21 protein-coding genes and 1 pseudogene are annotated in these 21,003 nt (G+C 43.4%); 13 read left to right on the top strand and 9 right to left on the bottom strand.

The genetic code is table 11. The features are described 5' to 3' along the window. Positions 1-112 precede the first annotated feature (112 nt). The gene (locus V7K62_RS25630) at positions 113-298 is read right to left on the bottom strand and encodes a hypothetical protein (RefSeq protein ID WP_334869062.1); all 186 of its coding nucleotides are present in this window, start codon (positions 296-298) and stop codon (positions 113-115) included. Positions 299-398: 100 nt separating this feature from the next. On the opposite strand from V7K62_RS25630, the gene V7K62_RS25625 reads away from it, so the two are divergent. Then, on the top strand, positions 399-1,001 hold the full coding sequence (locus tag V7K62_RS25625) for a cytochrome c oxidase subunit 3 (RefSeq protein ID WP_334869060.1): 603 nt from the start codon (positions 399-401) through the stop codon (positions 999-1,001). Between the two features lie 330 nt (positions 1,002-1,331). Next, positions 1,332-1,643 (top strand): hypothetical protein, encoded by a 312-nt coding sequence (locus tag V7K62_RS25620; RefSeq protein WP_334869058.1) that lies wholly within the window; start codon positions 1,332-1,334, stop codon positions 1,641-1,643. A 136-nt stretch (positions 1,644-1,779) separates the two neighbouring features. On the opposite strand, the gene V7K62_RS25615 is transcribed toward V7K62_RS25620, so the two are convergent. Continuing rightward, positions 1,780-1,902 carry a hypothetical protein gene (locus V7K62_RS25615; RefSeq protein WP_334869056.1) on the bottom strand — a complete coding sequence of 41 codons (123 nt, stop codon included), beginning with the start codon at positions 1,900-1,902 and terminating at the stop codon, positions 1,780-1,782. Positions 1,903-2,024: 122 nt separating this feature from the next. Here V7K62_RS25615 and V7K62_RS25610 point away from each other — a divergent pair, with 122 nt between their 5' ends. Beyond that, a complete protein-coding gene (locus V7K62_RS25610; RefSeq protein ID WP_334869054.1) occupies positions 2,025-2,909 on the top strand; it encodes a substrate-binding domain-containing protein in 885 nt (294 codons plus the stop codon). Positions 2,910-2,996: 87 nt separating this feature from the next. After that, entirely contained in the window at positions 2,997-3,215 is a 219-nt protein-coding gene (locus V7K62_RS25605; protein WP_334869052.1) for a hypothetical protein, read from the top strand. A 204-nt stretch (positions 3,216-3,419) separates the two neighbouring features. Here the strand turns inward: V7K62_RS25605 and V7K62_RS25600 are convergent, their stop codons facing one another. Further along, positions 3,420-3,566, bottom strand: a complete 147-nt coding sequence (locus V7K62_RS25600) for a hypothetical protein (RefSeq protein WP_334869050.1) — start codon at positions 3,564-3,566, stop codon at positions 3,420-3,422. Here V7K62_RS25600 and V7K62_RS25595 point away from each other — a divergent pair. From V7K62_RS25595 to V7K62_RS25585, 3 genes are all read left to right on the top strand, one after another. Beyond that, on the top strand, positions 3,553-4,251 hold the full coding sequence (locus V7K62_RS25595) for an ABC transporter permease (RefSeq protein ID WP_334869048.1): 699 nt from the start codon (positions 3,553-3,555) through the stop codon (positions 4,249-4,251). The two genes, V7K62_RS25600 and V7K62_RS25595, sit on opposite strands and share 14 nt — an antisense overlap. Continuing rightward, complete coding sequence (locus V7K62_RS25590) at positions 4,248-5,330, top strand: energy-coupling factor ABC transporter ATP-binding protein (RefSeq protein WP_334869046.1); 1,083 nt, start codon at positions 4,248-4,250, stop codon at positions 5,328-5,330. The genes V7K62_RS25595 and V7K62_RS25590 overlap by 4 nt, the downstream gene beginning before the upstream one ends. 239 nt (positions 5,331-5,569) lie before the next feature. Further along, the gene (locus tag V7K62_RS25585) at positions 5,570-6,145 is read left to right on the top strand and encodes a Uma2 family endonuclease (RefSeq protein ID WP_334869044.1); all 576 of its coding nucleotides are present in this window, start codon (positions 5,570-5,572) and stop codon (positions 6,143-6,145) included. 129 nt (positions 6,146-6,274) lie between these two features. On the opposite strand, the pseudogene V7K62_RS25580 reads toward V7K62_RS25585, so the two are convergent. Next, positions 6,275-6,370: pseudogene (locus V7K62_RS25580) on the bottom strand (transposase-like zinc-binding domain-containing protein); the annotation flags it as partial. Positions 6,371-6,572: 202 nt separating this feature from the next. After that, positions 6,573-7,166 (bottom strand): TetR/AcrR family transcriptional regulator, encoded by a 594-nt coding sequence (locus tag V7K62_RS25575; protein ID WP_334869042.1) that lies wholly within the window; start codon positions 7,164-7,166, stop codon positions 6,573-6,575. A 1,240-nt stretch (positions 7,167-8,406) separates the two neighbouring features. On the opposite strand from V7K62_RS25575, the gene vnfD reads away from it, so the two are divergent. The 6 genes from vnfD (at position 8,407) to V7K62_RS25545 (ending at position 16,693) form a co-directional block, all read left to right on the top strand. After that, positions 8,407-10,713 carry a nitrogenase vanadium-iron protein, alpha chain gene (gene vnfD, locus V7K62_RS25570; protein ID WP_334869041.1) on the top strand — a complete coding sequence of 769 codons (2,307 nt, stop codon included), beginning with the start codon at positions 8,407-8,409 and terminating at the stop codon, positions 10,711-10,713. 142 nt (positions 10,714-10,855) lie between these two features. Next, entirely contained in the window at positions 10,856-11,164 is a 309-nt protein-coding gene (locus tag V7K62_RS25565) for a hypothetical protein (RefSeq protein WP_334869039.1), read from the top strand. A gap of 81 nt (positions 11,165-11,245) precedes the next feature. Next, on the top strand, positions 11,246-12,631 hold the full coding sequence (gene vnfK, locus V7K62_RS25560; protein WP_334869037.1) for a V-containing nitrogenase subunit beta: 1,386 nt from the start codon (positions 11,246-11,248) through the stop codon (positions 12,629-12,631). Between the two features lie 125 nt (positions 12,632-12,756). Beyond that, a complete protein-coding gene (locus V7K62_RS25555; RefSeq protein WP_334869035.1) occupies positions 12,757-14,286 on the top strand; it encodes a nitrogenase component 1 in 1,530 nt (509 codons plus the stop codon). Between the two features lie 603 nt (positions 14,287-14,889). Then, positions 14,890-16,470: a nitrogenase component 1 gene (locus tag V7K62_RS25550; protein ID WP_334869033.1), complete on the top strand. Its 1,581-nt coding sequence runs from the start codon at positions 14,890-14,892 to the stop codon at positions 16,468-16,470. Between the two features lie 28 nt (positions 16,471-16,498). Then, a complete protein-coding gene (locus V7K62_RS25545; RefSeq protein ID WP_334869031.1) occupies positions 16,499-16,693 on the top strand; it encodes a hypothetical protein in 195 nt (64 codons plus the stop codon). A gap of 153 nt (positions 16,694-16,846) precedes the next feature. Here the strand turns inward: V7K62_RS25545 and V7K62_RS25540 are convergent, their stop codons facing one another. The 4 genes from V7K62_RS25540 to V7K62_RS25525 form a co-directional block, all read right to left on the bottom strand. Beyond that, entirely contained in the window at positions 16,847-18,856 is a 2,010-nt protein-coding gene (locus tag V7K62_RS25540) for an amylo-alpha-1,6-glucosidase (RefSeq protein ID WP_334869029.1), read from the bottom strand. 186 nt (positions 18,857-19,042) lie between these two features. Next, complete coding sequence (locus V7K62_RS25535) at positions 19,043-19,705, bottom strand: GNAT family N-acetyltransferase (RefSeq protein ID WP_334869027.1); 663 nt, start codon at positions 19,703-19,705, stop codon at positions 19,043-19,045. 63 nt (positions 19,706-19,768) lie between these two features. Further along, on the bottom strand, positions 19,769-20,599 hold the full coding sequence (locus V7K62_RS25530; protein WP_334869025.1) for a PD-(D/E)XK nuclease family protein: 831 nt from the start codon (positions 20,597-20,599) through the stop codon (positions 19,769-19,771). 115 nt (positions 20,600-20,714) lie between these two features. Further along, complete coding sequence (locus V7K62_RS25525) at positions 20,715-20,954, bottom strand: hypothetical protein (RefSeq protein WP_334869023.1); 240 nt, start codon at positions 20,952-20,954, stop codon at positions 20,715-20,717. Between the last annotated feature and the right edge of the window lie 49 nt (positions 20,955-21,003).

Here is a 21,003-nt window from a genome sequence, read left to right as displayed (position 1 = left end):
ATGCAGAACGATGCAACTAAGATGCAGAACGATGCAACTAAGGTGCAGAACGATGCAACTAAGGTGCAGAACGATGCAACTAAGGTGCAGAACGATGCAACTAAGGTGCTGGTCAGAATGGCACTAAGAAAAGCCTAAAGGCATGTGTCGCCTCGTTCCCAGCCTCTAGGCTGGGAATGTATTCAAAAGAGGCTCTGCCTCCCGTCAAGCTACTGGAGGCGGAGCCTCCCAGAATCGGTTCCCAGCCTCCAGGCTGGGAACCAGTCAGTGCAAGGGCTATATCTTTTCTTAGTGCCATTAGGTGCTGGTCAAAAGACTTGTGTGTACACCATAGCGCAACGCGCTGCTTCTCCTTTGCGTTTTAAATTTAACCCTCAAGCTAAAAGCAAATTCCACCAATGGACAGTTATATCAATTCAAATGAGTTGCATCACACAGGCGCAGAACATAGCCACGACGAAGAAGGCAACAAGATGTTTGGCTTTATCATCTTCCTGATGTCTGAAAGCGTCATCTTTTTAAGTTTTTTCGCCGGATATATCATCTACAAAACAACTACTCCTAACTGGCTACCAGCTGGTGTTTCAGGGTTAGAAGTCAAAGATCCGGCAATCAACACAGTCATTCTAGTTGCCAGTAGCTTTGTCATTTACTTAGCAGAAAAAGCCCTTCAACGTCATGACTTGAAAGGGTTTCGTCTGTATCTCTTGGCAACGATCGCAATGGGAAGTTACTTTTTAGTCGGACAAGGGATTGAATGGAGTCACTTGGAGTTTGGTTTCACCTCCGGGACATTCGGTGGCACATTCTACTTGTTAACGGGCTTCCACGGTTTGCACGTTCTCACTGGCATTTTGTTGCAGATGATTGTTTTGGGTCGCTCTTTTATACCTGGTAACTACGACACAGGTCATTTTGGTGTAAATGCCACCTCTATTTTCTGGCACTTTGTTGATGTCATCTGGATTGTTTTGTTTATCCTGATTTATATCTGGCAATAATACTTTTTGGGCTAAATTTTTGTGTGGAGGATAGCTATTAGTACTTACGCAAAATACTCCATTTTCTCTTGCGACCGCTCCAGCATTAAATAATAAAATAGGAGCCGTTACCAAACCCTGAATAATTTGCAATAACAGAGCATATTCACGAATAATGTTAGCATTCTTCCGCGCACAATTGATTAAGTCATGAGTGCCAAGCACCTGAGAAATTGGTTGCCTTGATTTGTTCAAAGTTGCCTAACTAATGACTTAATTACAATACCAAAGGCGCATTAGATATCCTTAAAATACTGAGATCCCGAACCATATCAGGATATCCCATGAGGATTGTATTTTGCAACTAAACCAACAGAATTGGAGCAACTATACGATTTATGCTCGACAATGTACTCTTATACCTTACAACCAATGCCAGTCGTATTTAATGTAGTAGATGTTGAGGACAAAGAGCATTACTTGAACTATGAAGAGATAGAGGAAACAAAGGTAGCTGATGAAGGATTACGTAACGATGATTACCTCGATGCTCAATGCTTTTTCGTCCTCCTCAAAAATGGAGATATACTACTTCTAGAAATGGCTAGACAGAACCAAGTAAGTAAAAACTTCCTTTACCGCTTACTGATGCCAGGAGAATAGCCTCCTTTAATATCTAGGGCTACCTGGATGCCTCCGGTTGCTATTCTTAAATCCATCGTGGACACACGAAGCTGTTGCGATCGCAGTCTTTGATCAACTGCTGCGATCGCATTCCACCAAGCATCTCTAAACTACGTCACAACGACTGAAACGAAGCGTCTAAAGCCATACCAGGACTTTTGTCAACTTCCTCTAAAGTAACGCCACACTCGGTACAAAACTCAAATATCAGCATCGTGTCAAGAATTCTTCTCATCATAAAAATTGTCTGGAAAACAACATAAATGGTTGATTTCCTACTCAATCTTGCTTATACTTCCCAATGTAAGCTTTACTTGCCATAGTAAAGAATATTGGCACACAGATTGGTAGGAGAGTACAATGATCAATCATCGGGCTGTGCGCGATGGGTGTTTGGTAAGTTTCCTGGCGATTCTTTGCATCGGCTTTGGTAGTACCCTAGTCAAGCAAGAGCCAACTCTTGGACAGTCCCCAGCGAATAAAAATGTGATCGTGGCGATGACAACCAGTATTGAGGATAGCGGGCTGCTAGATGATTTAGTTCCGGCGATTGAAAAGAAAACAGGATATAAGCTGAAAAAGGTTGCAGTCGGCACCGGACAAGCTTTGGCTCTGGCTGAAAAAGGTGAGGTTGACGCGCTATTCGTCAATTCACCTAAAGCCGAACGCAAAGTTTTGGCAGGTGGTGCGGTGATTAATCGCCACTTGGTAATGCACAATGACTTTGTGATCGTCGGCCCAGATGCAGACAAGGCAAAGATCCGAGGTGAAAAGAATGCTGTGGAAGCATTCAGTCTGATTGCCAAAAATCAAGCGTTGTTTGTATCGCGGGGTGATGACTCAGGTACTAACAAACTAGAAAAAGATTTATGGAAACAGGCAAATATCACACCGACTGGTGCATGGTATCAGCAAACAGGTTCAGGAATGGCGCAAACTTTGCAAATTGCTAATCAAAAACTGGGATATACCTTAGCAGATCGAGCAACATATATATTTCAGAAGAAAAACCTGTCTTTGCCAATATTGGTGCAAGGAGATAAGAAATTGTTAAATCTCTACCATGTCATGGAAGTAAATTCTCAGAAATTCCCCAAGGTGAATAGTGCAGGAGCTAAAGCGTTTATTAATTTTGTCTTATCTCCTGAAGGACAGACAATAATTGCAGCCCACGGGAAAAAAGAATTCAAACAACCGCTATTTTATGTTGATGGCGGTAAAACGGAGAAAGATTATGGCTTTTAAAGAAACTTGAGTATCAGACAATAAGCCAAAGTATTCTTAGAATTGAACACATTAGAAGTTATTCTTTTCTCTACCAGGAGTAAACTCATGACAACCCAACAAAACTCGCCCGAAACCAACCCACACCACCATACAACGAAAATCAAAGGTAAGTTGAACGATCTCATTACACACTTGCGTGAAGATATTAGCAAAATCGAAGATCCAAAGGCTCAGGCTCTTTTTGAGACTACATCCGAAGTTCTCAAGGGTCTGGTGAATGCTTACAATGATTACGAGAAACACTCAGAGGAAGCCTGGAAATAAATTACTATAGTGTTTCCTAAGCAACGGAGGTAAACCCAAATCTTTTTTACCAAACGCCATCTACTCAAAGATGGCGCGACGAACATTTGGGTGATGATTTTCGTAGTTACACCCATAGTCGGGAAATCATAGCAAGTGTTCTTGTTCTTATGTTGCAAGCCATTGCAATTCTAACTACAAACGCGGATCTGTCTGCTTTCCCTTCTACATCGCATCTCGTAGCAAATGTGTAGCATTTAGGCAGACAACCTCAACTAATCCCGCATATTCTGCTACTTCCCTGAGTATAGATATCTGGGCTTTGATAGCAGCAATCAGATTGTCAAGGCAATAAATTGTGAATACAATCATCGAAGGAGCTTTCAGAGCTTTTGAACTATTAACCAGTGGCGATAGTGACGTTTTCCAAGTCATGACGATGACATTGTTCGTATCTGGAACAGCTACAGCCATTAGCGTTTTACTGGGACTACCATTAGGACTATGGTTAGCATTAGTGGATTTCGTCGGTAAGCAGACTCTGACTAGTTTGATTAACTTCGGTATGGGATTACCACCTGTCGTAGTCGGTTTATTCGTCAGTCTGTTTTTGTGGCGATCTGGCCCGTTAGGAAATCTTGATTTGATGTACACGCCCACAGCGATGATCATAGCCGAAGCCATCATTGCTTTTCCAATTATAGCTGGCTTCAGTTTTGCGGCAATTATCAGTATTAATCCGAAACTACGTTGGCGACTGTTATCAATGGGGGCGACACAGTGGCAAGTCAACTGGTTGCTAATCAAGGAAGCACGGTTAGGGTTAATGGCTGCAATCATGGCTGGTTTTGGTCGCGTCATCTCGGAAGTTGGTGCATCCATGATGGTGGGCGGCAATATCAAGGGGCAGACTAGAGTCCTGACTACAGCGATCGTCTTGGAAGTAGGGAAAGGAAATTACGATGTGGCGATGGCGATCGCATACATTCTTCTGATCATCACATACACCGTGATCGTATTGCTGACTATCCTACAGCATGACAAGAAAATTCTATGAATACTAACGAGTTTGTCCTGAATATGCGACAGGTTAGCGTCGCTAGCAAAACACGTAAAAATATCCTGTCAATTGAAAATTTTGCAGTCCGTCCAGGAGAATTGGTTGCTGTACTTGGCCCCAATGGCGCTGGTAAAAGTACTTTGTTAAGAACAATCAATCTCTTGCAACCTTACCGTGGTGAGATGCAATTATTTGGACAGGATGTCCGCAATGCTAATAAAACATTGTTGCGTCGTCGTTCGGCTTTGGTATTTCAGGAAACCTTACTACTCGATGACACTGTTTTTAATAATGTTGCCAAGGTATTAAAGTTTCGCGGCACACCAATACACAAGATTAAGCAAACGGTACATACTGCACTTGCAACTTTTGGCTGTGAACACCTGGCAAATCAGTCAGCTCGTTCTCTATCCGGTGGTGAAGCAAAGCGGGTTTGTATTGCCTGTGGTTTAGTTGCTGATTCAGAATTGCTGCTTTTGGATGAGCCTTCTGCCTCTTTAGATGTGGGAATACGTCCCCAGATGATCGAGAAAATTAGACAATGGGCGCAAGCGAGAGGATCAGCAGTCATATTAGTCAGTCATAATTTTACAGATATACTGCATTTTGCTGATCGAGCGATCGCTTTATTTGACGGCTGTATTGTACAGGATGATAACTTGGAAACCATCATCCGCCGACCAGCTAACGAGCAGTTGGCCAGACTGGTAGGGATAGATAATATTATTCCGTGTCGGGTAGAACAGAGTAGCCGTGGAAGTTTTATCAAACTTGCAAACGGCATAGAGTTTTTATATCCTGGGGAAATCACCAAGCCAATTACTGCATGTTGTTTATCTGGCGATACTTTCAATATTTTCGATACAACTTCTTCAATGCGACACAAACTGTGTTCGGTAATTATTGAAGGGCTAGTAGAACGGGTTTTAAATGGTATTGGTATTTGTAGTATTTGGGTTAAAGTCGGAGAACAAACTTTAATCGCCAGAGTGCCTCGGAATCATATATTCGGTAATGTATATCCCCATGAAATAATTAAGCTGGCATTCAACCCTAAAGATGCACATTTCGTTTAAAAAAAAATGGCGTTGTTGAATTCAGATACAAATCTAGCAGTTGTTGAGGTAATTTTCCTACCCGTCGTGGTTGTCAGGGCTTAGGGGTTATGTATGATGAAAAGGAATGTAATCACGAAATTAAGCCGAAAGCTGTGCTACTTAATGAGTGAAGATAACTGCGATGCCTGCGGCTGGCAATGCCAACGCCCCCTTTTGTCCGATACAATCGAAGCACCCTCACACTAAAAAACACTGTCATGAGCCAAACTGCAAGCGGTGTTCGCTGGACAATTCAAGATGTTGCAGCATTACCCGATAACGAATGGATTCATTATGAAATTATTGACGGAGAATTGTTTGTGACGCGATCGCCTCATCATAAACATCAGCAGGTTACGGGTCGCATCTTTGCCGTCTTAGATAATTGGTCTTTGGAGAGTGGTTTAGGCGAAGCATCGATTATGCCGGGGCTAATCTTTTCAGACTCCGATAATGTGGCTCCCGATGTGGCGTGGGTGAGTTATGAGCGGTTGGCGCAAATTCAGGATGAAGCGGGGCATTTTCGAGGAGCGCCGGAATTGGTAGTAGAAGTGCTTTCTTTGGGAAAAGCGAATGAAGATCGAGACCGATTAGCCAAGTTGAAACTGTATTCAGTTCAGGGAGTGCAGGAGTATTGGATTGTCGATCGCATTGCTCAACGAATCGAAGTCTATCGACGAGACAATGCTCAGTTAAAACAGGTGACTACGTTGCTGGTTGATGATGTGATTACGTCGCCCTTGCTGCCCAATTTTGTCTGTGAACTAGCGCGTCTTTTCGTGTCACGGAGCTAAGGGCGATCGCAAATGCCTGTGAGCAATCAATCTAAACTCCTACAGCTAACTTTCCGACTACATGTCTGCATTTTTTATTGCCCTCTTCCTGGTTTGCAATCTACAAAACCCAATGCCTCTGTATCAAGGAAACTGGCGATCGCATTTAGTACAAATGTGATTTTGTTTACCTCTTCGCTTTCCGTTTTTACGAATTCCCGTAGAGCCGCAGTATGGACATTGCACAGTAGATTTACTCAATTCATCCCTCTATAGTGTCACCATTATAAAACTTAGTTGCGGAGGGAATATAATCTTTCTTTGTCAACCATTGTTCAATACTAGCAAGTCCTTCAAATAGCACATGTTGTAAGTAATGAATTCTCATCCTTGACTGCTCCGAACTTAGTTGCAGTGTGATTTTTTACATTAAATCACATAACAGATTTCATGTAACGCCAGATTTTGATGCAGTCTGGATTAGGATTGCCGCCACCTTTTTCGCCTGTGAAGCGGTTGACCAACTTCCTTCCATCATTGCAACCACGATCGCACCTTGCACGATAAGAAGCAGTTGCCTAGCTAACTGTTCCGGTGATGAAACTTCTGCGGCTTGAGCTAGGCTCTTGATGTAGTGGTAAATCGATTGTTGATGCTCCAATGCCACTCGATGTCCAGGATGGTCAGCATTGGCTAGTTCTACTGAAGCATTAATGAATGCACAACCTCGGAAATCTGGGCCTTCAAACCATTCTCGCAGGGCATCAAATATTGCCAGTAGTTGTTGGGATGGGTTAGAAGCTCGTTGCTCAATCGCGCTTTTGAGCCATTCACACCATTGTTCATCCTGTTGTCGCAGCCACGCTTCAATTAATGCATCCTTTGACTTGAAATGATTGTAGAGCGACATTTTAGCAACACCAGATTCCGCAACGATTCTGTCAATGCCAACGTTGCGAATTCCTTCTCGATAAAACAAACCTGATGCTGTACTGAGGATGCGATCGTGAACAGATTTACGGGTTGTTTTCGGTTTAGTCATTTAGATCGCATCCTTGAATAATGTGTAATTATTAATTAATTCAATACTGACAGAAATTTTCCCAATTTCAGGATTGTTTAAACTTTAAGCTAAAGTAGCTTTTTCAAGTAACTGCATAAATGTGCAAACCATTTCAAATTTCTATTAGGCTTTGACGTTATAGCTATTGTATACACTGTAATTGCTAGAAGTAAGTATACCGTTATACTCAGATTTTTAAATAGTTTTTAACTCTGTATTACAATGTATAGCAGCAACAGAAAATAACAATATTTTAAAATGAAAAAATACTCTTGACTATTATTTATTTTAAATAACAGGTTATTTCATCCATCTTAATATTGAATTAAGTTGATTTTATCCAATTGGTTAAATCGCAAATAATGTGATTTATCAATTAATTGTTCTATTCTTTTATTCGCCAAAGCTTCGATTCTTTCTGAGGATTTAATAAAAAACTATCTCTAAAGAATAAACGGTTTGTCCCAAAAGTGATTGATGAACTGCAAGCAGACCAAAGTCCCCCCGAACTCCAGAACTGCTACCGATCAAGTACTTCCACAATCCTCCAGAAACTTGTGGAGCAAGACCATCAGTTCATCAAACAATTGGTTAACTTATGGGATTTGGCTTCATCACTACAGCGCAAGTGCTTGGAGATCCTTTGTGCGTGAAGTGGTTTAGATTCCCTATAAATAAAGAATATCATACATCTGGCCAATTTACTTGCGCTGGCCAATTAATTTACAAAGAGTATTCGTGGTTACAATTAGTTATCACGGCAGTTCCTCCTGGGGGAAACCCCCTTCGCGCAGCGTCTCGTAGAGAAGACCGGACTGCCTCATCTAGAGAGCCGGAAAGCCAATAATTGCGTTATTGTGTGGTTTTAAGTTGAGCAAATATTGCCGATTTATCCAAATAAAACATCCATAATCAAGAGAGAAATTAAATTATTTCTCTCTCTAATTATAGTTAGAATAGTCTGTCTATTTACATGAGTAAACCTCTTATATATATGAGCAAGGCATGGTTTATATCTAGACAGAATAGTCTATTTATAATTGAATATATCGTTGCTTATTCAATATTTATTTTTCCTATTGTTATCAGAGTTACTATTATTAATTCCAAAGGTTGATAAGATTTTGAAATCAAGGAAGTCAAAGAAGTTTTCTGATCATAAGAGAAATATCAAAGTATCTTTCTTGATATCAGCTATTTGCACAAGGAGCAATCAGCCATGCCAATGAAGTTGTTTAAGTGCGACGAATCCATCCCCGAACGGGAGAAGCACATATATATTAAAGAGAAAGGAGAAGATACAACCCAGTTTCTGCCAAGCGCACACGTGGAAACCATTCCCGGCTCATTATCTGAGCGCGGATGCAGCTATTGTGGTGCAAAGCTCGTAATTGGTGGTGTCCTCAAGGATACTATCCAGTTGATACATGGTCCTGTGGGCTGTGCTTATGATACATGGCACACCAAACGCTATCCCAGCGACAATGGCAACTTCCAACTCAAATATGTCTGGTCATCGGACATGAAGGAACAACACGTTGTCTTCGGTGGTGAAAAGCTGCTGAAGAAGGCTATGCTGGAAGCCTTTGCAGAATTTCCTGACATTAAGCGGATGATGGTGTACACCACCTGTTCCACAGCTTTGATTGGCGATGATATCAAGCCTGTAGTCAAAGAAGTCGAAAAAGAACTGGGTGATGTCGATATCTTCACAGTGGAATGTCCCGGTTTTGCTGGAGTAAGTCAATCCAAAGGACACCACGTGTTTAACATGGGGTGGATGACAGACAAGGTAGGAACCTTTGAGCCAGAAATTACCAGCCCATACACGATTAATGTGATTGGTGACTACAACATCCAAGGGGATACCTTTGTAATGGAGAAGTACATGGAAAAAATGGGCATCCAAATTATTGCCCATTTTACCGGGAATGGTACTTATGACTCCTTACGTGGGATGCACAGAGCGCAGTTGAATGTGACTAACTGTGCCCGCTCTGCTGGATACATTGCCAATGAATTAAAGAAAAAATATGGCATTCCCCGGATCGATGTGGATACTTGGGGCTTTGACTATGCCAAGGAAGGGTTACGCAAAATCGGGGCTTTCTTTGGGATTGAAGACAGAGCCGAAGCGGTGATTGCTGAAGAAGTCGCTAAATATGAATCGAAGTTAGAGTGGTATAAAGAGCGCTTGAGTGGCAAAAAGGTCTGTATCTGGACTGGGGGTCCGAGATTGTGGCACTGGACTAAGGCCCTAGAAGACGATTTGGGGATGCACGTTGTGGCGATGTCCTCCAAGTTTGGACACCAAGAGGACTTTGAAAAGGTAATTGCCAGAGGTGAAGAGGGGACTATCTATATTGATGATGGCAATGAACTTGAGTTCTTTGAAGTGCTGGAGATGGTCAAGCCGGATTTGGTTTTGACTGGGCCACGGGTGGGTGCTTTGGTGAAGAAGCTACATTTGCCTTATGTGAATGGTCATGGCTACCACAATGGCCCTTATATGGGCTTTGAAGGTGCGGTGAATATGGCACGGGATATGTACAATGCCATCTATTCGCCTCTGATGAAATTGGCTCAATATGATATCCGTGGTGAGCAAAATCTGCCAAGTACCAATGGTAATGGCAACGGTAAAGCAACCAAAGAGGTATCTGAAGAAGTTGTTTCTTTAATTCAACAGCAAGTTAAGGAAGCCACTTCAGAAGTCAAACAGCTAGTTAAGGAAACCACTTCACAGGTCAAACAGCTAGTTAAGGAAGCTGCGCCACAAGTTCAACAGCCAGCGAAGGAAGTTGCACCACAGGCCAAACAGCCAGCGAAGGAAGTTGCACCACAGGTTCAACCCCAAGCTAAAGAAGTTGCACCACAGGTTCAACCCCAAGCTAAAGAAGTTGCACCACAGGTTCAACCCCAAGCTAAGGAAACTGCGCCACAGGCCAAACAACTAGCGAAGGAAGTTGCACCACAGGTTCAACCCCAAGCTAAGGAAACTGCGCCACAGGCCAAACAACTAGCGAAGGAAGTTGCGCCACAGGTTCAACCCCAAGCTAAGGAAGCTGCACCACAAGTTCAAGTCCAAGCTAAGGAAGTTGCGGTTGCACCACAGGTTCAAGTGCAAGCTAAGGAAGTTGCGGTTGCGCCACAGGTTCAAGTGCAAGCTAAGGAAATCGCGTCATACATTCAAGAGCGAGCTGGGGAAGTCACAAAATTAATTCAAGAACGGTGTTTGTGGCAGTTTCACTCTCGTGCATGGGATCGGGAAGAAAACATCAATGGTGTTCTCGATATGGCCGCCCAAATCTTGACTGGAGAAAAGGTGGTTCTGGAAACCTTGATCCAGAGGGGTTTTTATGCAGATGCGAAGATCCTTTCGGCTGACCTGGAAATCAGATTTTCATGGTTAAATAGCATGGAGAACTCGCAAAAGAAAGCAGTACTGGAATCTGTTAAGGCAATGCTGATCGATATTGTAATAACCAAGTCGAAGAATGGTGAATTGCATTATTCGCTTTATTAAAGCAATTAGATCGGTAATTTAACCCTCCGGGTGACGCTCGATGATTTGCGATCGCTTTTAGCGTCTCCCCTTCTCCCCTTCTCCCATTCGTGAGTTCAGGGAGAAGACCAGATTGCCTCACTAAACGAACGGCGTTGTTGAATTGGAGTATGAAATAGAGTCAAGTCATCCTGTTAGTGTTTGTGCAAAAATTTTCTTACAGAGTAGAGACTTACAGAGTAGAGAGCGATGCCTGCGGCGAGCGATCGCTAACGCTGCGACGGGCTACACCAAAAGCATTCCCAAGAAGCGTAGTGTCCGCATAGTGTCTGACTACAGAAGCATCTCATCTAGCTTTCAAGATTTTCAAGAAATTCAATTCTACTTTTCTTCTGTAATCGATGCTATGGGTAGCTTGTTTCTTGGTTGGATGCAGCGTTACCTCGCCGCAGACATCGCTCCACTTTCTTAAGCTCAAAATGACACTTCATATCTTCGTTCAGCAACGCCAAACAAAATCACGCAATTTTTTTACCACATAGGAGTCAAGAGAATGTCTTTAGTCGTAAAACAGAAAGAACGCAAGGGAATAATCAATCCTATATTTACCTGTCAGCCTGCTGGGGCTGAATACGCTTCCATCGGAATCAAAGATTGTATTCCCCTGGTGCATGGAGGACAGGGGTGTAGTATGTTCGTTCGGCTCCTGTTTGCCCAGCATTTGAAGGAAAATTTCGACATTGCTTCTTCTTCACTCCATGAAAATAGCGCTGTTCTTGGAGGACAGCCACGCATTGAGGAAGCCGTAAACACCTTAGTAGCACGATATCCTGATTTACGGATTATTCCAATTATTACGACTTGTTCAACTGAGACAATTGGGGACGATATCGAAGGAACCATTAACAAGCTCAACGCCCAGTTAAAGAAAGACTATCCCGATCGCAAGGTTATTCTTGTTCCTGTACATACTCCCAGTTACAAAGGCAGTCAAGTTACTGGCTATAATGTCGGCGTACATGCAATCATTTCTAGCCTAGCAAAAAAAGGCGAACCAACTGGCAAGTTGAACATGATCACAGGGTGGCTTAACCCTGGAGATGTTACCGAAGTTAAGCGCATCTTAAAAGAGATGGACGTTCCAGGAAACATTTTACTGGATACAGAAACCTTCGATGCGCCCACCATGCCCGATAAGACAAGTTTTGCCTTTGGGAATAGCACCATTGAAGAAATTGCTGATTCTGCTAATGCGTTGGGAACTATTGCTTTATGTAAATATGAAGGCGGCAGCGCAGCCGAATTCTTACAAGAGAAGTTTAAGGTTCCCGCAATCATTGGCCCAACCCCAATTGGCATCAAAAATACCGACACTTGGCTGCAAAACATCCAAAAACTAACTGGGAAAGCAATACCAGAATCTTTAGTCAGAGAACGGGGTAAAGCAATCGATGCGATCGCCGACCTCGCACACATGTTCTTCGCCAACAAGAAGGTAGCGATTTACGGAGATCCCGATTTAGTAATTGGTCTAGCAGAGTTCTGCTTAGAAGTTGAGTTAGAGCCAGTGCTGATGTTGTTGGGAGACGACAACAGAGCTTGCACCAAAGACCCAAGAATTGCCGAGTTGGAGAAGCAAGCAGCTTGTGACATCGAAGTGATCTGGAATGCAGACCTCTGGGAACTGGAGCGCCGCATTAAAGATAAATCCCTCGAAATCGACTTGATTCTAGGTCATTCAAAGGGTCGATATATTTCTATCGATAACAAGATTCCAATGGTTCGAGTTGGCTTCCCCAGCTTTGACCGCGCAGGTCTGTGGAAATACCCCATTATTGGCTATAAAGGAGCAGAATGGCTAGCAGATAACATTGCCAACGCCATGTTTGCAGATATGGAGAACAAGCACGATCGCGAGTGGCTCTTAAACGTTTGGTAGATTGAATTTTAACGCAAAGGAGCGCAGAGTTTTTCGATACGTTCAAAACTTTGCGTTCCTCTGCGCCAACCTTAGCGCTCCTCTGCGTTTAAAAAGTGAAGCTGACGAAACATTGGAGAGTTCTCATGACTGCAAGTATAGATCAGAATGTCGTATTTTACGGAAATTTAAGCGAACTTTATCGCTTGGCAAAAGAGGGTAAGATTAAGACCAGTTTACAAGGTAGTCATACCCGCCCCTGTAAATTCTGGACTGCAACGAAGATTTTAAGTGGCATTAAAAATGCGATCGTCATTTCTCACGGGCCGAGTGGCTGTGCTTATGGTGTCAAGCGGGCATACAAGCTGACCAATAGCCGCAATAGTGGTTCCCCTTATGAACCCGTGGTAACTACGAACATGAGCGAGAAAGCGGTAATTTTTGGAGGCGAAAAAGAATTAGCAGGCGCGATTCGAGAAGTAGATGAAAAATACCATCCCGATGCGATCGTTGTTGCTACTAGTTGCGCGTCTGGTATTATTGGCGACTGTGTTGATGACGTAGTGAATAAAGCCCGCACCGAAATCAAGTCTGAGATCATGACGATACATTGCGAAGGATTCGCAGGGGAGTATCGCAGTGGATTTGATATCGTATTTCGGCAAATTGTAGACTTTATGGAGCCGCCAACTCCAGAACGGAAAGCACAACTAGCCAATGCTGTCAACATTGTGGGCGCGAAGATGGGTCCTGAAAGGACGGAAGTCGAAACCGATGTCAAGGAATTGGTGCGATTGATAGAAGGAATGGGCGCACGAGTTCACAGCGTCATCGCTGGTGATTGTACTTTAGAAGAACTTAAGCAAGCACCAAGTGCGGCAGTTAACTGTACTTTATGTTTGGATCTTGGCTATACCATCGGCAAAGCCATGTCAGACAAGTTTGGTACTCCGTTAAACTCTACTATCCTTCCTTATGGAATCACCGCTACAGAAAAATGGCTCGAAGGGGCTGCAAAATATTTAGGGATGGAAGAACAGGCGGCTGCTTTGATGTCAAGGGAATATGCCGCAATCAAGACTGAATTTGAGGAAGCTAAGGGTTATATAGAAGGGAAGTTAGCAATTATCGAAGGACATGATGCTATTAAGTGCTTGTCCCTTGCCCACATGTTAGATCGTGATTTTGGGATGCGTGTAGTAATTTATAACTTCCATCCGTGGAGTACAGAAGCACGAGAAACCAGTGTGGATTACTTGCTGGAAACAGGGTTAGACCCGGAAATCTTGATTACGAAGGGGACACTGGCTTTTGGTAAGTACGAGTCCATGAAACAAACCGAAGATGAATTACTGGATTTTATTGGTGGTCTTGATTCAGATTCAGTAGTGTATTTTGGTTCTTCCTTGAGTTTCCCCCATATTCCCGTCGTCGATTTAAATGCTATCTTAAATCGTCCTAGATTCGGCTATCGCGGAGCTTTAAAGGTCGCAAAGTGTATTAAAACAGCACTTCAATATGGCTTTAGACCTCGCAGTTCTTTAACCAAGCAAATGGTGTTCCCTAAAGATTCCGGGTTAGCATCTGCTCAATCACTGACCGGAAAATTAGCTCAAGACTTGCCTGATTGTACCGTATATGCAGAGAAGAGACGGGGCAAATGTTGTAACGAGTGATAAATGAAATGTGACTTTGCTGAATAAAGTATGGATTTGTCTCACGCAGAGGCGCAGAATAATTGTAGCGACTGTCTTAAAAGTCAAGCGATCGTTAACAAAAAACCGGGACTGGCTGCATTTAAGAACTGGAAAACACTGCAGGCTGATTCGATGGCGTCTGATAAGCTAATCCGCCTTTACAGCTATTTTCAGGTAAATAGACCACGTAATAAGGGCACAGCATTGCTCATTGGTGTCAACTTAAGCGCAAACCCCTTTAAAACCTCGTTTCCAGCCAGAGGCTGGAAATGCTGCTCTTGGCGGCTCTGCCGCCAGCAAGGGAGGCGGAGCCTCACATTAGGCATTCCCAGTCGGAGACTGGGAACGAGATAATGGCGTCTGATAAGCTAATCCGCCTTTAAATTGCATAATCCTTAGCCTCAGAAAGACGCGGGGACGCGGGAGTTGCGGGAGACGCGGGGATGCAATTTGAATAATTATTAGCTTACGAGCAAAGCTTAAGCCAAAAATGTCAAGGCGGAAGCTGTTACAGGCTGCGCGAAATACGGTAACGTCAAGGCAGAAGTTGCTACAGGCTGCGCGAAACACGGTAACGTCAAGGTGAAAGCCGTTACAGGCTGCGCGAAACACGGAAACGTCAAGACAGAAGTCGCTACAGGCTGCACAAAACACGAAAACGTCAAGACAGAAGTCGCTACAGGCTTCACAAAACATGGAAACGTCAAGGCAGAAGTCGCTACAGGCTTCACAAAACACGGAAACGTCAAGGCAGAAGTCGCTACAAGCTGCATGAAACGCGTTTCCCATAGTCAAGCTTTAGAGAAACAGGAGGAAAAAATGTCTGCTGAAACGACTTTTGACAATTGTAACCATAGTAAAGACCCAGTAGTTGGCTGTGCCCTTGAAGGTATTGCAACTACAGTTGCTGGCATTAAAGATGTCAGTATTGTGATTCAGTCTCCACAGGGTTGCGCGTCTACTGTTGCAGCTGGGTATGATGCTCATGAGGTTGATTTCACCAAGCGGAAAGTTGCTTGTACTCGTCTTTTTGAGTCAGACATTGTGATGGGAGCATCTGAGAAACTCAAAGGGATGATCAAAGACGCGGATAAATCTTTTGATTCTAAGGTGATGTTTGTCGTTGGTACTTGCGCGGCAGACATCATTGGTGAAGATATTGCGGGATTGTGCCATCAACTTCAGCCAGAGGTCAAAGCCAAACTCGTTCCTTTAATGGCTGGTGGGTTTCGGGGCAATGCTTACGATGGCTTGGAGATGGGTTTGGAGGCTTTACTTCCTTTTATTAAAAAAAGGCAGACTAAAAGAAGGGGCAGAAAGCCAAGGATTGTAAATATCATTGCACCACAGGCAAATCTAAATCCTACTTGGTGGGCTGATTTGGAATGGGTAAAGCAGATGTTAAAATCTTTAAGGATTAAAGTACAGACGGTCTTCTCTCATAATACCTCCTTTGAAGAACTAGAGCAAGCTGGTGAAGCAACCGCTAATATTGTTCTCAGTCATGATGTTGGGTATAAGTTTGCTCGGAAAATGCAACAGACCCATGACATCCCTTTGATTCTTGATGATATACCTTTACCAATAGGTGTAAACAACACTACTCGATGGTTGAAGGCATTGGCGGCACATTTCAAGATAGATGAAAAAGTGGAGCCAATCATCAAACAAGGCGAAGAAATGGTCGTAGATACACTTCGCAAACGAGCATTGATGATTATTCCCCGATATCGTAACTGTAGAATTGCTGTATCTGCGGATGGGACGCTTGGCATTGGACTAGTGAGAATGCTCTTTGAAGAATTAGAGATGATTCCTGAAGTCTTATTATTTCGTTCAGCGATGCCTGATTCTCGTTCAATTCTGGAGCGAGAACTGCACAGCCTCGGTCTTACTTCCCGCGTAATATTTTCGGCAGATGGCTATCAGGTAAAACAGACCTTAGAAGAGTTTGATGTTGATGCTGTGATTGGCTCGGCATGGGAAAAATACATGGCAGAGGAATTGGGAATCAAAATTGCTTTTGATGTATTTAGTCCCACTAACAGAGAAACTTATGTAGACAAGCCATATTTTGGCTATGAAGGCATGATCAATATCATGGAAGTGATTGCTAACGATTGGGATAGAGCTTTTCGTTCCAAAGAGATTAATTGGACATAAGTAGGTGGGGATGTATTTGGGAAAATGGGTGTCCGATCTAAAATCCTTTTTCGCTATTACACCCCAAATAAATATTCGGCTAGATAAAGACCCCACCTTGCTAGACGAAATCAAAAAAGCTGCAAGCGATCGCGCTTTGAAACAACAATTAAATTCTGTTGCGTATCTACCACAGCGATCGCAGTCTGGAATTAGCTTGGCAATAAGTGCTTGTATCTGTTGATGGAAGTTCTACATTTTCAGTGGCAAGATTGGCAATTACTCTGCTTACTGCATTGTAATCATTTAAATTTCAGCCAGGATTAACTGCAACTATAAACGTTTTATAAATATTAAGTGCATACTCATAGCGAAATCGTATGATTTATTCTCTGGATCAAATCTCCGTCGCCAACCAAGCACGTAAAACCTCTGCCACTGTCCACGCTTGGGCAATACATCCTCGTGGAGTCATCGGCGCATCACCATCAAAAATTTCGCTGAGACTGCCAAGACCGTGTGCTTTGAGATGATTAGCCATTGGTTCCAAAAATTGACGAGCCTGCTCAGGATTTTTGTAGACGCGTAGGTGTGCTAAGACGAACGGCCCCAACAACCAACCCCAAACTGTCCCCTGGTGGTAAGCTCTATCACGTTGATACTGATTGCCACCGTATTTCCCCTGGTAACGGGGATGGTCGGGGGCAAGCGATCGCAACCCATGAGAAGTCAGCAGCATTTGCCCGCAAGCTTCCACCACACCCCTTTGCTGGGAAGATGTTAGCGGACTTTCTGGTAATGAAACAGCAAAGATTTGGTTAGGACGCAACGCGGAATCATCACCATCAGGACTGTCTAAAACGTCATAGCAATAACCTGTCTCTTCATTCCAGAAGCGAGAAAATCTATAGTTTGCACGCTCTGCCATTGCCTCATACTCTTGGTGTGGTTTACCAAGCTGACGGGCAAACTTTGCCATTGTCCGTAAAGCATTATACCAGAGGGCATTAACTTCAATCGGTTTGCCAATTCGGGGCGTAACTACCCAATCGTCAACTTTGGCATCCATCCAGGTGAGTTGTACACCAGCAACGCCTGCATAAAGTAAGCCATCGGCTGCATCGAGATGGATGTTGTAGCGTGTGCCGCGACTGTGGCAATTAATGATATCTGCAAGTATGGGAAAGAGTTCACCAAGCAAAGTATCATCGTCTGTAGCGCTGTAGTAGGCGCGAACTGCTTCAAAGTACCAGAGAGTAGCATCGACTGTATTATATTCTGGTTGCTCACCCGCATCAGGAAAGCGATTAGGCAGCATTCCCTGGTCTACATATCTAGCAAAGGTGCGAAGAATTGAACGGGCTACCTCTGGGCGACCAGTGGAAATTGTCAAACCAGGTAGACTAATCATCGTGTCGCGTCCCCAGTCGCTAAACCAGTGATAACCAGCGATGATAGTTTTACCGTGGGGGTCTTCTGGCAATGAGCGATCGACAATAAACTGGTCAGCAGCTAGTACTAGGTGGTTGATCCAACTAGGTGATTCTTTAGTGTTGAGGGGTCGATTAGTTTTCCAAAATCCTGTTAACTTCTGGTCTTGAGCGCGACGTAACTTTAGTGCAGCTTCACCATTGAGATTTGGTTGTTTTTCTGTACTGGCTACAAACGCGAGCGCTTCCCCAGGATTCAGTGTAACTTCAAAGGTGGCGGCGTGGAGGTGGTCTTCTTTGTCATTCAATCCTCGATAGCGTTCAACTGCTAAGTCAAAGCCATAATACCAATTGTGGGCAACAGATGCACTAGCGCGTGAAGCGCAGCTATCGCCTTTGGGCGAATCATTCAACAGATACAGTGGTACAGCACCCGGATAAGCAGTTACACAAATTCCCTGTTCCACCTGTTCAACAGACATCTGCCAATCATTGCTTTGAGTGTCGCTGTGGTAATCGCGGTAGTTGACCATTGCTTTGAGTGTCAACTTCAGCGGTTGAGTGGCACGACGCAAAGTATATTGGATATAAGTTGTGTTAGCGCCTTGTTGCATCCACACGCGTTTTTCTAATAAGGCATCGGCAACAGCAAAACGCCATACGGGAATTGTACCTTCCAGAGAAAAACGTTCAATATGTTGATAACCGTGGGGACTAACAATACCATCTGCCCAACGATTGGTATGTAGAGGATAAGAGCGATCGCCATACAATACAGTTTCATCTAATTTTGCCAGCATTAAGGTGCGACCCAGAGGTGGTTTCAATGCTGCTACTAATAGTCCGTGATAGCGGCGGGTCAATAAACCAGCCACAGTCCCAGAGGCGTAACCACCAATACCATTAGTAACTAACCACTCCCGCGATTCTGCAATATCAAGATTGCCGGAGATTTCCCGCCCAAATTCTATACACATAAGTCACGTCGCTTTGTTCTAAATTCAAAATTAACAATCGCCATAATGCTTTTCTCTCTGCGTTTTCTATGCGTCTACGGTTTAAAAGTAATTTATTAAACCACAGAGACGCAGAGAACACGGAGAAAAGAGGAATTATCGTCCCCAAATTTTACCCGCCTTGAAAGGGGCTACTCCTAACTTTTGTTAGATTGGAGATTCATCCTCAGTTATTTGAGATTCATTCACTAGAGGATTGAGGACGACTTCATTAGCAACACTATCAGCTTTACGGGCACGAATTGCTGGACGCGTAGGCGTAGCCCGTCGTAGACATCGCTTATAACCTGCTCTTTCAGCTTTTTGGTGTTCGTAATCAATTAATCTGCCATAATATTCATGCTTGCTTAAATTCATCGACAAGAAAATATGCTGGCGGATATTACCAAAACCTTTGCGACTAAAAAACTTTAATGCTGAAGTATTGGTGGGATCAGTGTCTACCAGCATAAACCGCGCCCCATCTTCAATCATCCGGGCGACAACTTTATCAACCAACTTGTCTGCAACTCCCCGACGCTGATACTTCGGACTAACTCCCAGCCATAAAATATATCCGTAAGTCCAGGATGCTTTGGTGATGATGGTTCCCAAAATGAATCCTGCTAATTCCCCATCTGTTTCAGCTACAAGACAGTATTCTGGATCGGTGTTGTAAAGTCCAATCACCTCCCATTCGTCCCAGGTGCGGTATAAATAAGGATATAAATCGCTGGTAAATAACCCTTCTCCCATGTGGTAAACGGGAGCAATGTCATCAATTCCTAATTCGCGTACATAAACTGCTTCAGTTTCGTCAAAGCTGGACATAATTTTACATAAATTTAAAACTTATAATCTCTTTATACCCCGATTGGATTTTACAAACATCCTCTAATGTATGGGGTTGAGTGAGACTTCTTGAATACTGTCAAAATTTGGCAATGAGTCTTTTACTGCTTCTTCAGTTGCTTGTGTGCGTAGTTTACCGCCTTCGGCATCGCACCGTTTGGCAAACTGACAATAATCACAGGTTTTGCTACCCTCCGCCACTTGGGGAAACTGCTGGTTATTTTGGTAAGATTCCAGCCAATTAGTTAACTGGCTTAACAATTGATTAAGTTTCTTTGCTGTTTGTCTGTGTTGAGCCGTATTGTAATTAAATTTAATATTCTGCGGCTTACCCTCAGATTGGACAAACCAGTAAGTCATAGAAATGTTTTCTGGCAAATAGTCGCTAGTTTCAGCCAATACATACAGATAAAGCCGTGTTTGCCAGTTGGATTCTAAGTGGCGTTGATTGGGTGGTTTCGGATAAGTTTTCCAGTCAAGAATTTGTGCTTGTTGGTTATCTGCAATCAATAAGTCATAGACAACCGTCAGCAAATAGTCTTGAAGTTGCAGGGTGCGATAGTGTTCACTTTCACGAAAAGTTTGATTATCAGATGCAGCAGTTAAAATTTCTGGGGCTGCATCGGCAAAACCTAGCATCCAGCTTTGCAGTTGAGCATCTGCTTGCAGGAAACCATCAATTGGCAAACCCATTTCTTGCTGCTGCATTAGCAAGTGAAAGCGACTACCCAAAGTTAGCCGTTCTTCTTGTTCTGGATTTGAGGGCGAATTGAGTTTTTCGAGGTAGGTATGTTGAAATTTACGCGGACAAACTTCTAGTAAGTTCAGTTGTCCTTGAGACAGTCGCAGTAGTTGAGTGGGAGTTGAGAGCATTCTTCTATTTTAGCTGTATGAGTTTTGCCCTCTCCCAATTTTGGGAGAGGGGAGGAAATTCTCCAACCTCCCTTTCTCCCAATATGAGAGAATAAGCATTGCTGAGTCCCTACGATTAACCCCAAGACTCAACCATCATGGCGATCGCAAATAGACAGATTAGGAAAATGGCTATCTTCGCAACCCATGACCGTAGACTTGCAGATAAAAGCATCCCAACTATCGCATTAGCCCCAAGAGTGTGAGAGACAACAAAGGCTATTCCTAACCCCAGCAGCGCTAGCAGAAAATATTTGAGTCCTGTACAAAACCAATTGAACAGCAGATTATCGTTATCTTTGAGACTGGGTTTCATAGTTTTTTCCTATTTTGAAAGTTGAATCTAGGCAGCAGTTGGCGCTCCC

Origin of the sequence: Nostoc sp. (assembly GCF_036917935.1) — a bacterium.
GTDB lineage: Bacteria > Cyanobacteriota > Cyanobacteriia > Cyanobacteriales > Nostocaceae > Nostoc.
The sequence above is the reverse complement of the archived record's forward strand: the minus strand, read 5'-3'. Positions and strand labels throughout refer to the sequence as shown.

What these genes read in the sequence shown, in the direction of transcription:
- V7K62_RS25525 (WP_334869023.1), bottom strand. Translation starts at nt 20,954, where the DNA reads ATGAAACCCAGTCTCAAAGATAACGATAATCTGCTGTTCAATTGGTTT.
- V7K62_RS25610 (WP_334869054.1), top strand. Translation starts at nt 2,025, where the DNA reads ATGATCAATCATCGGGCTGTGCGCGATGGGTGTTTGGTAAGTTTCCTG.
- V7K62_RS25600 (WP_334869050.1), bottom strand. Translation starts at nt 3,566, where the DNA reads ATGATTGTATTCACAATTTATTGCCTTGACAATCTGATTGCTGCTATC.
- V7K62_RS25585 (WP_334869044.1), top strand. Translation starts at nt 5,570, where the DNA reads ATGAGCCAAACTGCAAGCGGTGTTCGCTGGACAATTCAAGATGTTGCA.
- vnfK (WP_334869037.1), top strand. Translation starts at nt 11,246, where the DNA reads ATGTCTTTAGTCGTAAAACAGAAAGAACGCAAGGGAATAATCAATCCT.
- V7K62_RS25555 (WP_334869035.1), top strand. Translation starts at nt 12,757, where the DNA reads ATGACTGCAAGTATAGATCAGAATGTCGTATTTTACGGAAATTTAAGC.
- V7K62_RS25605 (WP_334869052.1), top strand. Translation starts at nt 2,997, where the DNA reads ATGACAACCCAACAAAACTCGCCCGAAACCAACCCACACCACCATACA.
- V7K62_RS25615 (WP_334869056.1), bottom strand. Translation starts at nt 1,902, where the DNA reads ATGATGAGAAGAATTCTTGACACGATGCTGATATTTGAGTTTTGTACC.
- V7K62_RS25575 (WP_334869042.1), bottom strand. Translation starts at nt 7,166, where the DNA reads ATGACTAAACCGAAAACAACCCGTAAATCTGTTCACGATCGCATCCTC.
- V7K62_RS25540 (WP_334869029.1), bottom strand. Translation starts at nt 18,856, where the DNA reads ATGTGTATAGAATTTGGGCGGGAAATCTCCGGCAATCTTGATATTGCA.
- V7K62_RS25630 (WP_334869062.1), bottom strand. Translation starts at nt 298, where the DNA reads ATGGCACTAAGAAAAGATATAGCCCTTGCACTGACTGGTTCCCAGCCT.
- V7K62_RS25535 (WP_334869027.1), bottom strand. Translation starts at nt 19,705, where the DNA reads ATGTCCAGCTTTGACGAAACTGAAGCAGTTTATGTACGCGAATTAGGA.
- V7K62_RS25590 (WP_334869046.1), top strand. Translation starts at nt 4,248, where the DNA reads ATGAATACTAACGAGTTTGTCCTGAATATGCGACAGGTTAGCGTCGCT.
- vnfD (WP_334869041.1), top strand. Translation starts at nt 8,407, where the DNA reads ATGCCAATGAAGTTGTTTAAGTGCGACGAATCCATCCCCGAACGGGAG.
- V7K62_RS25530 (WP_334869025.1), bottom strand. Translation starts at nt 20,599, where the DNA reads ATGCTCTCAACTCCCACTCAACTACTGCGACTGTCTCAAGGACAACTG.
- V7K62_RS25625 (WP_334869060.1), top strand. Translation starts at nt 399, where the DNA reads ATGGACAGTTATATCAATTCAAATGAGTTGCATCACACAGGCGCAGAA.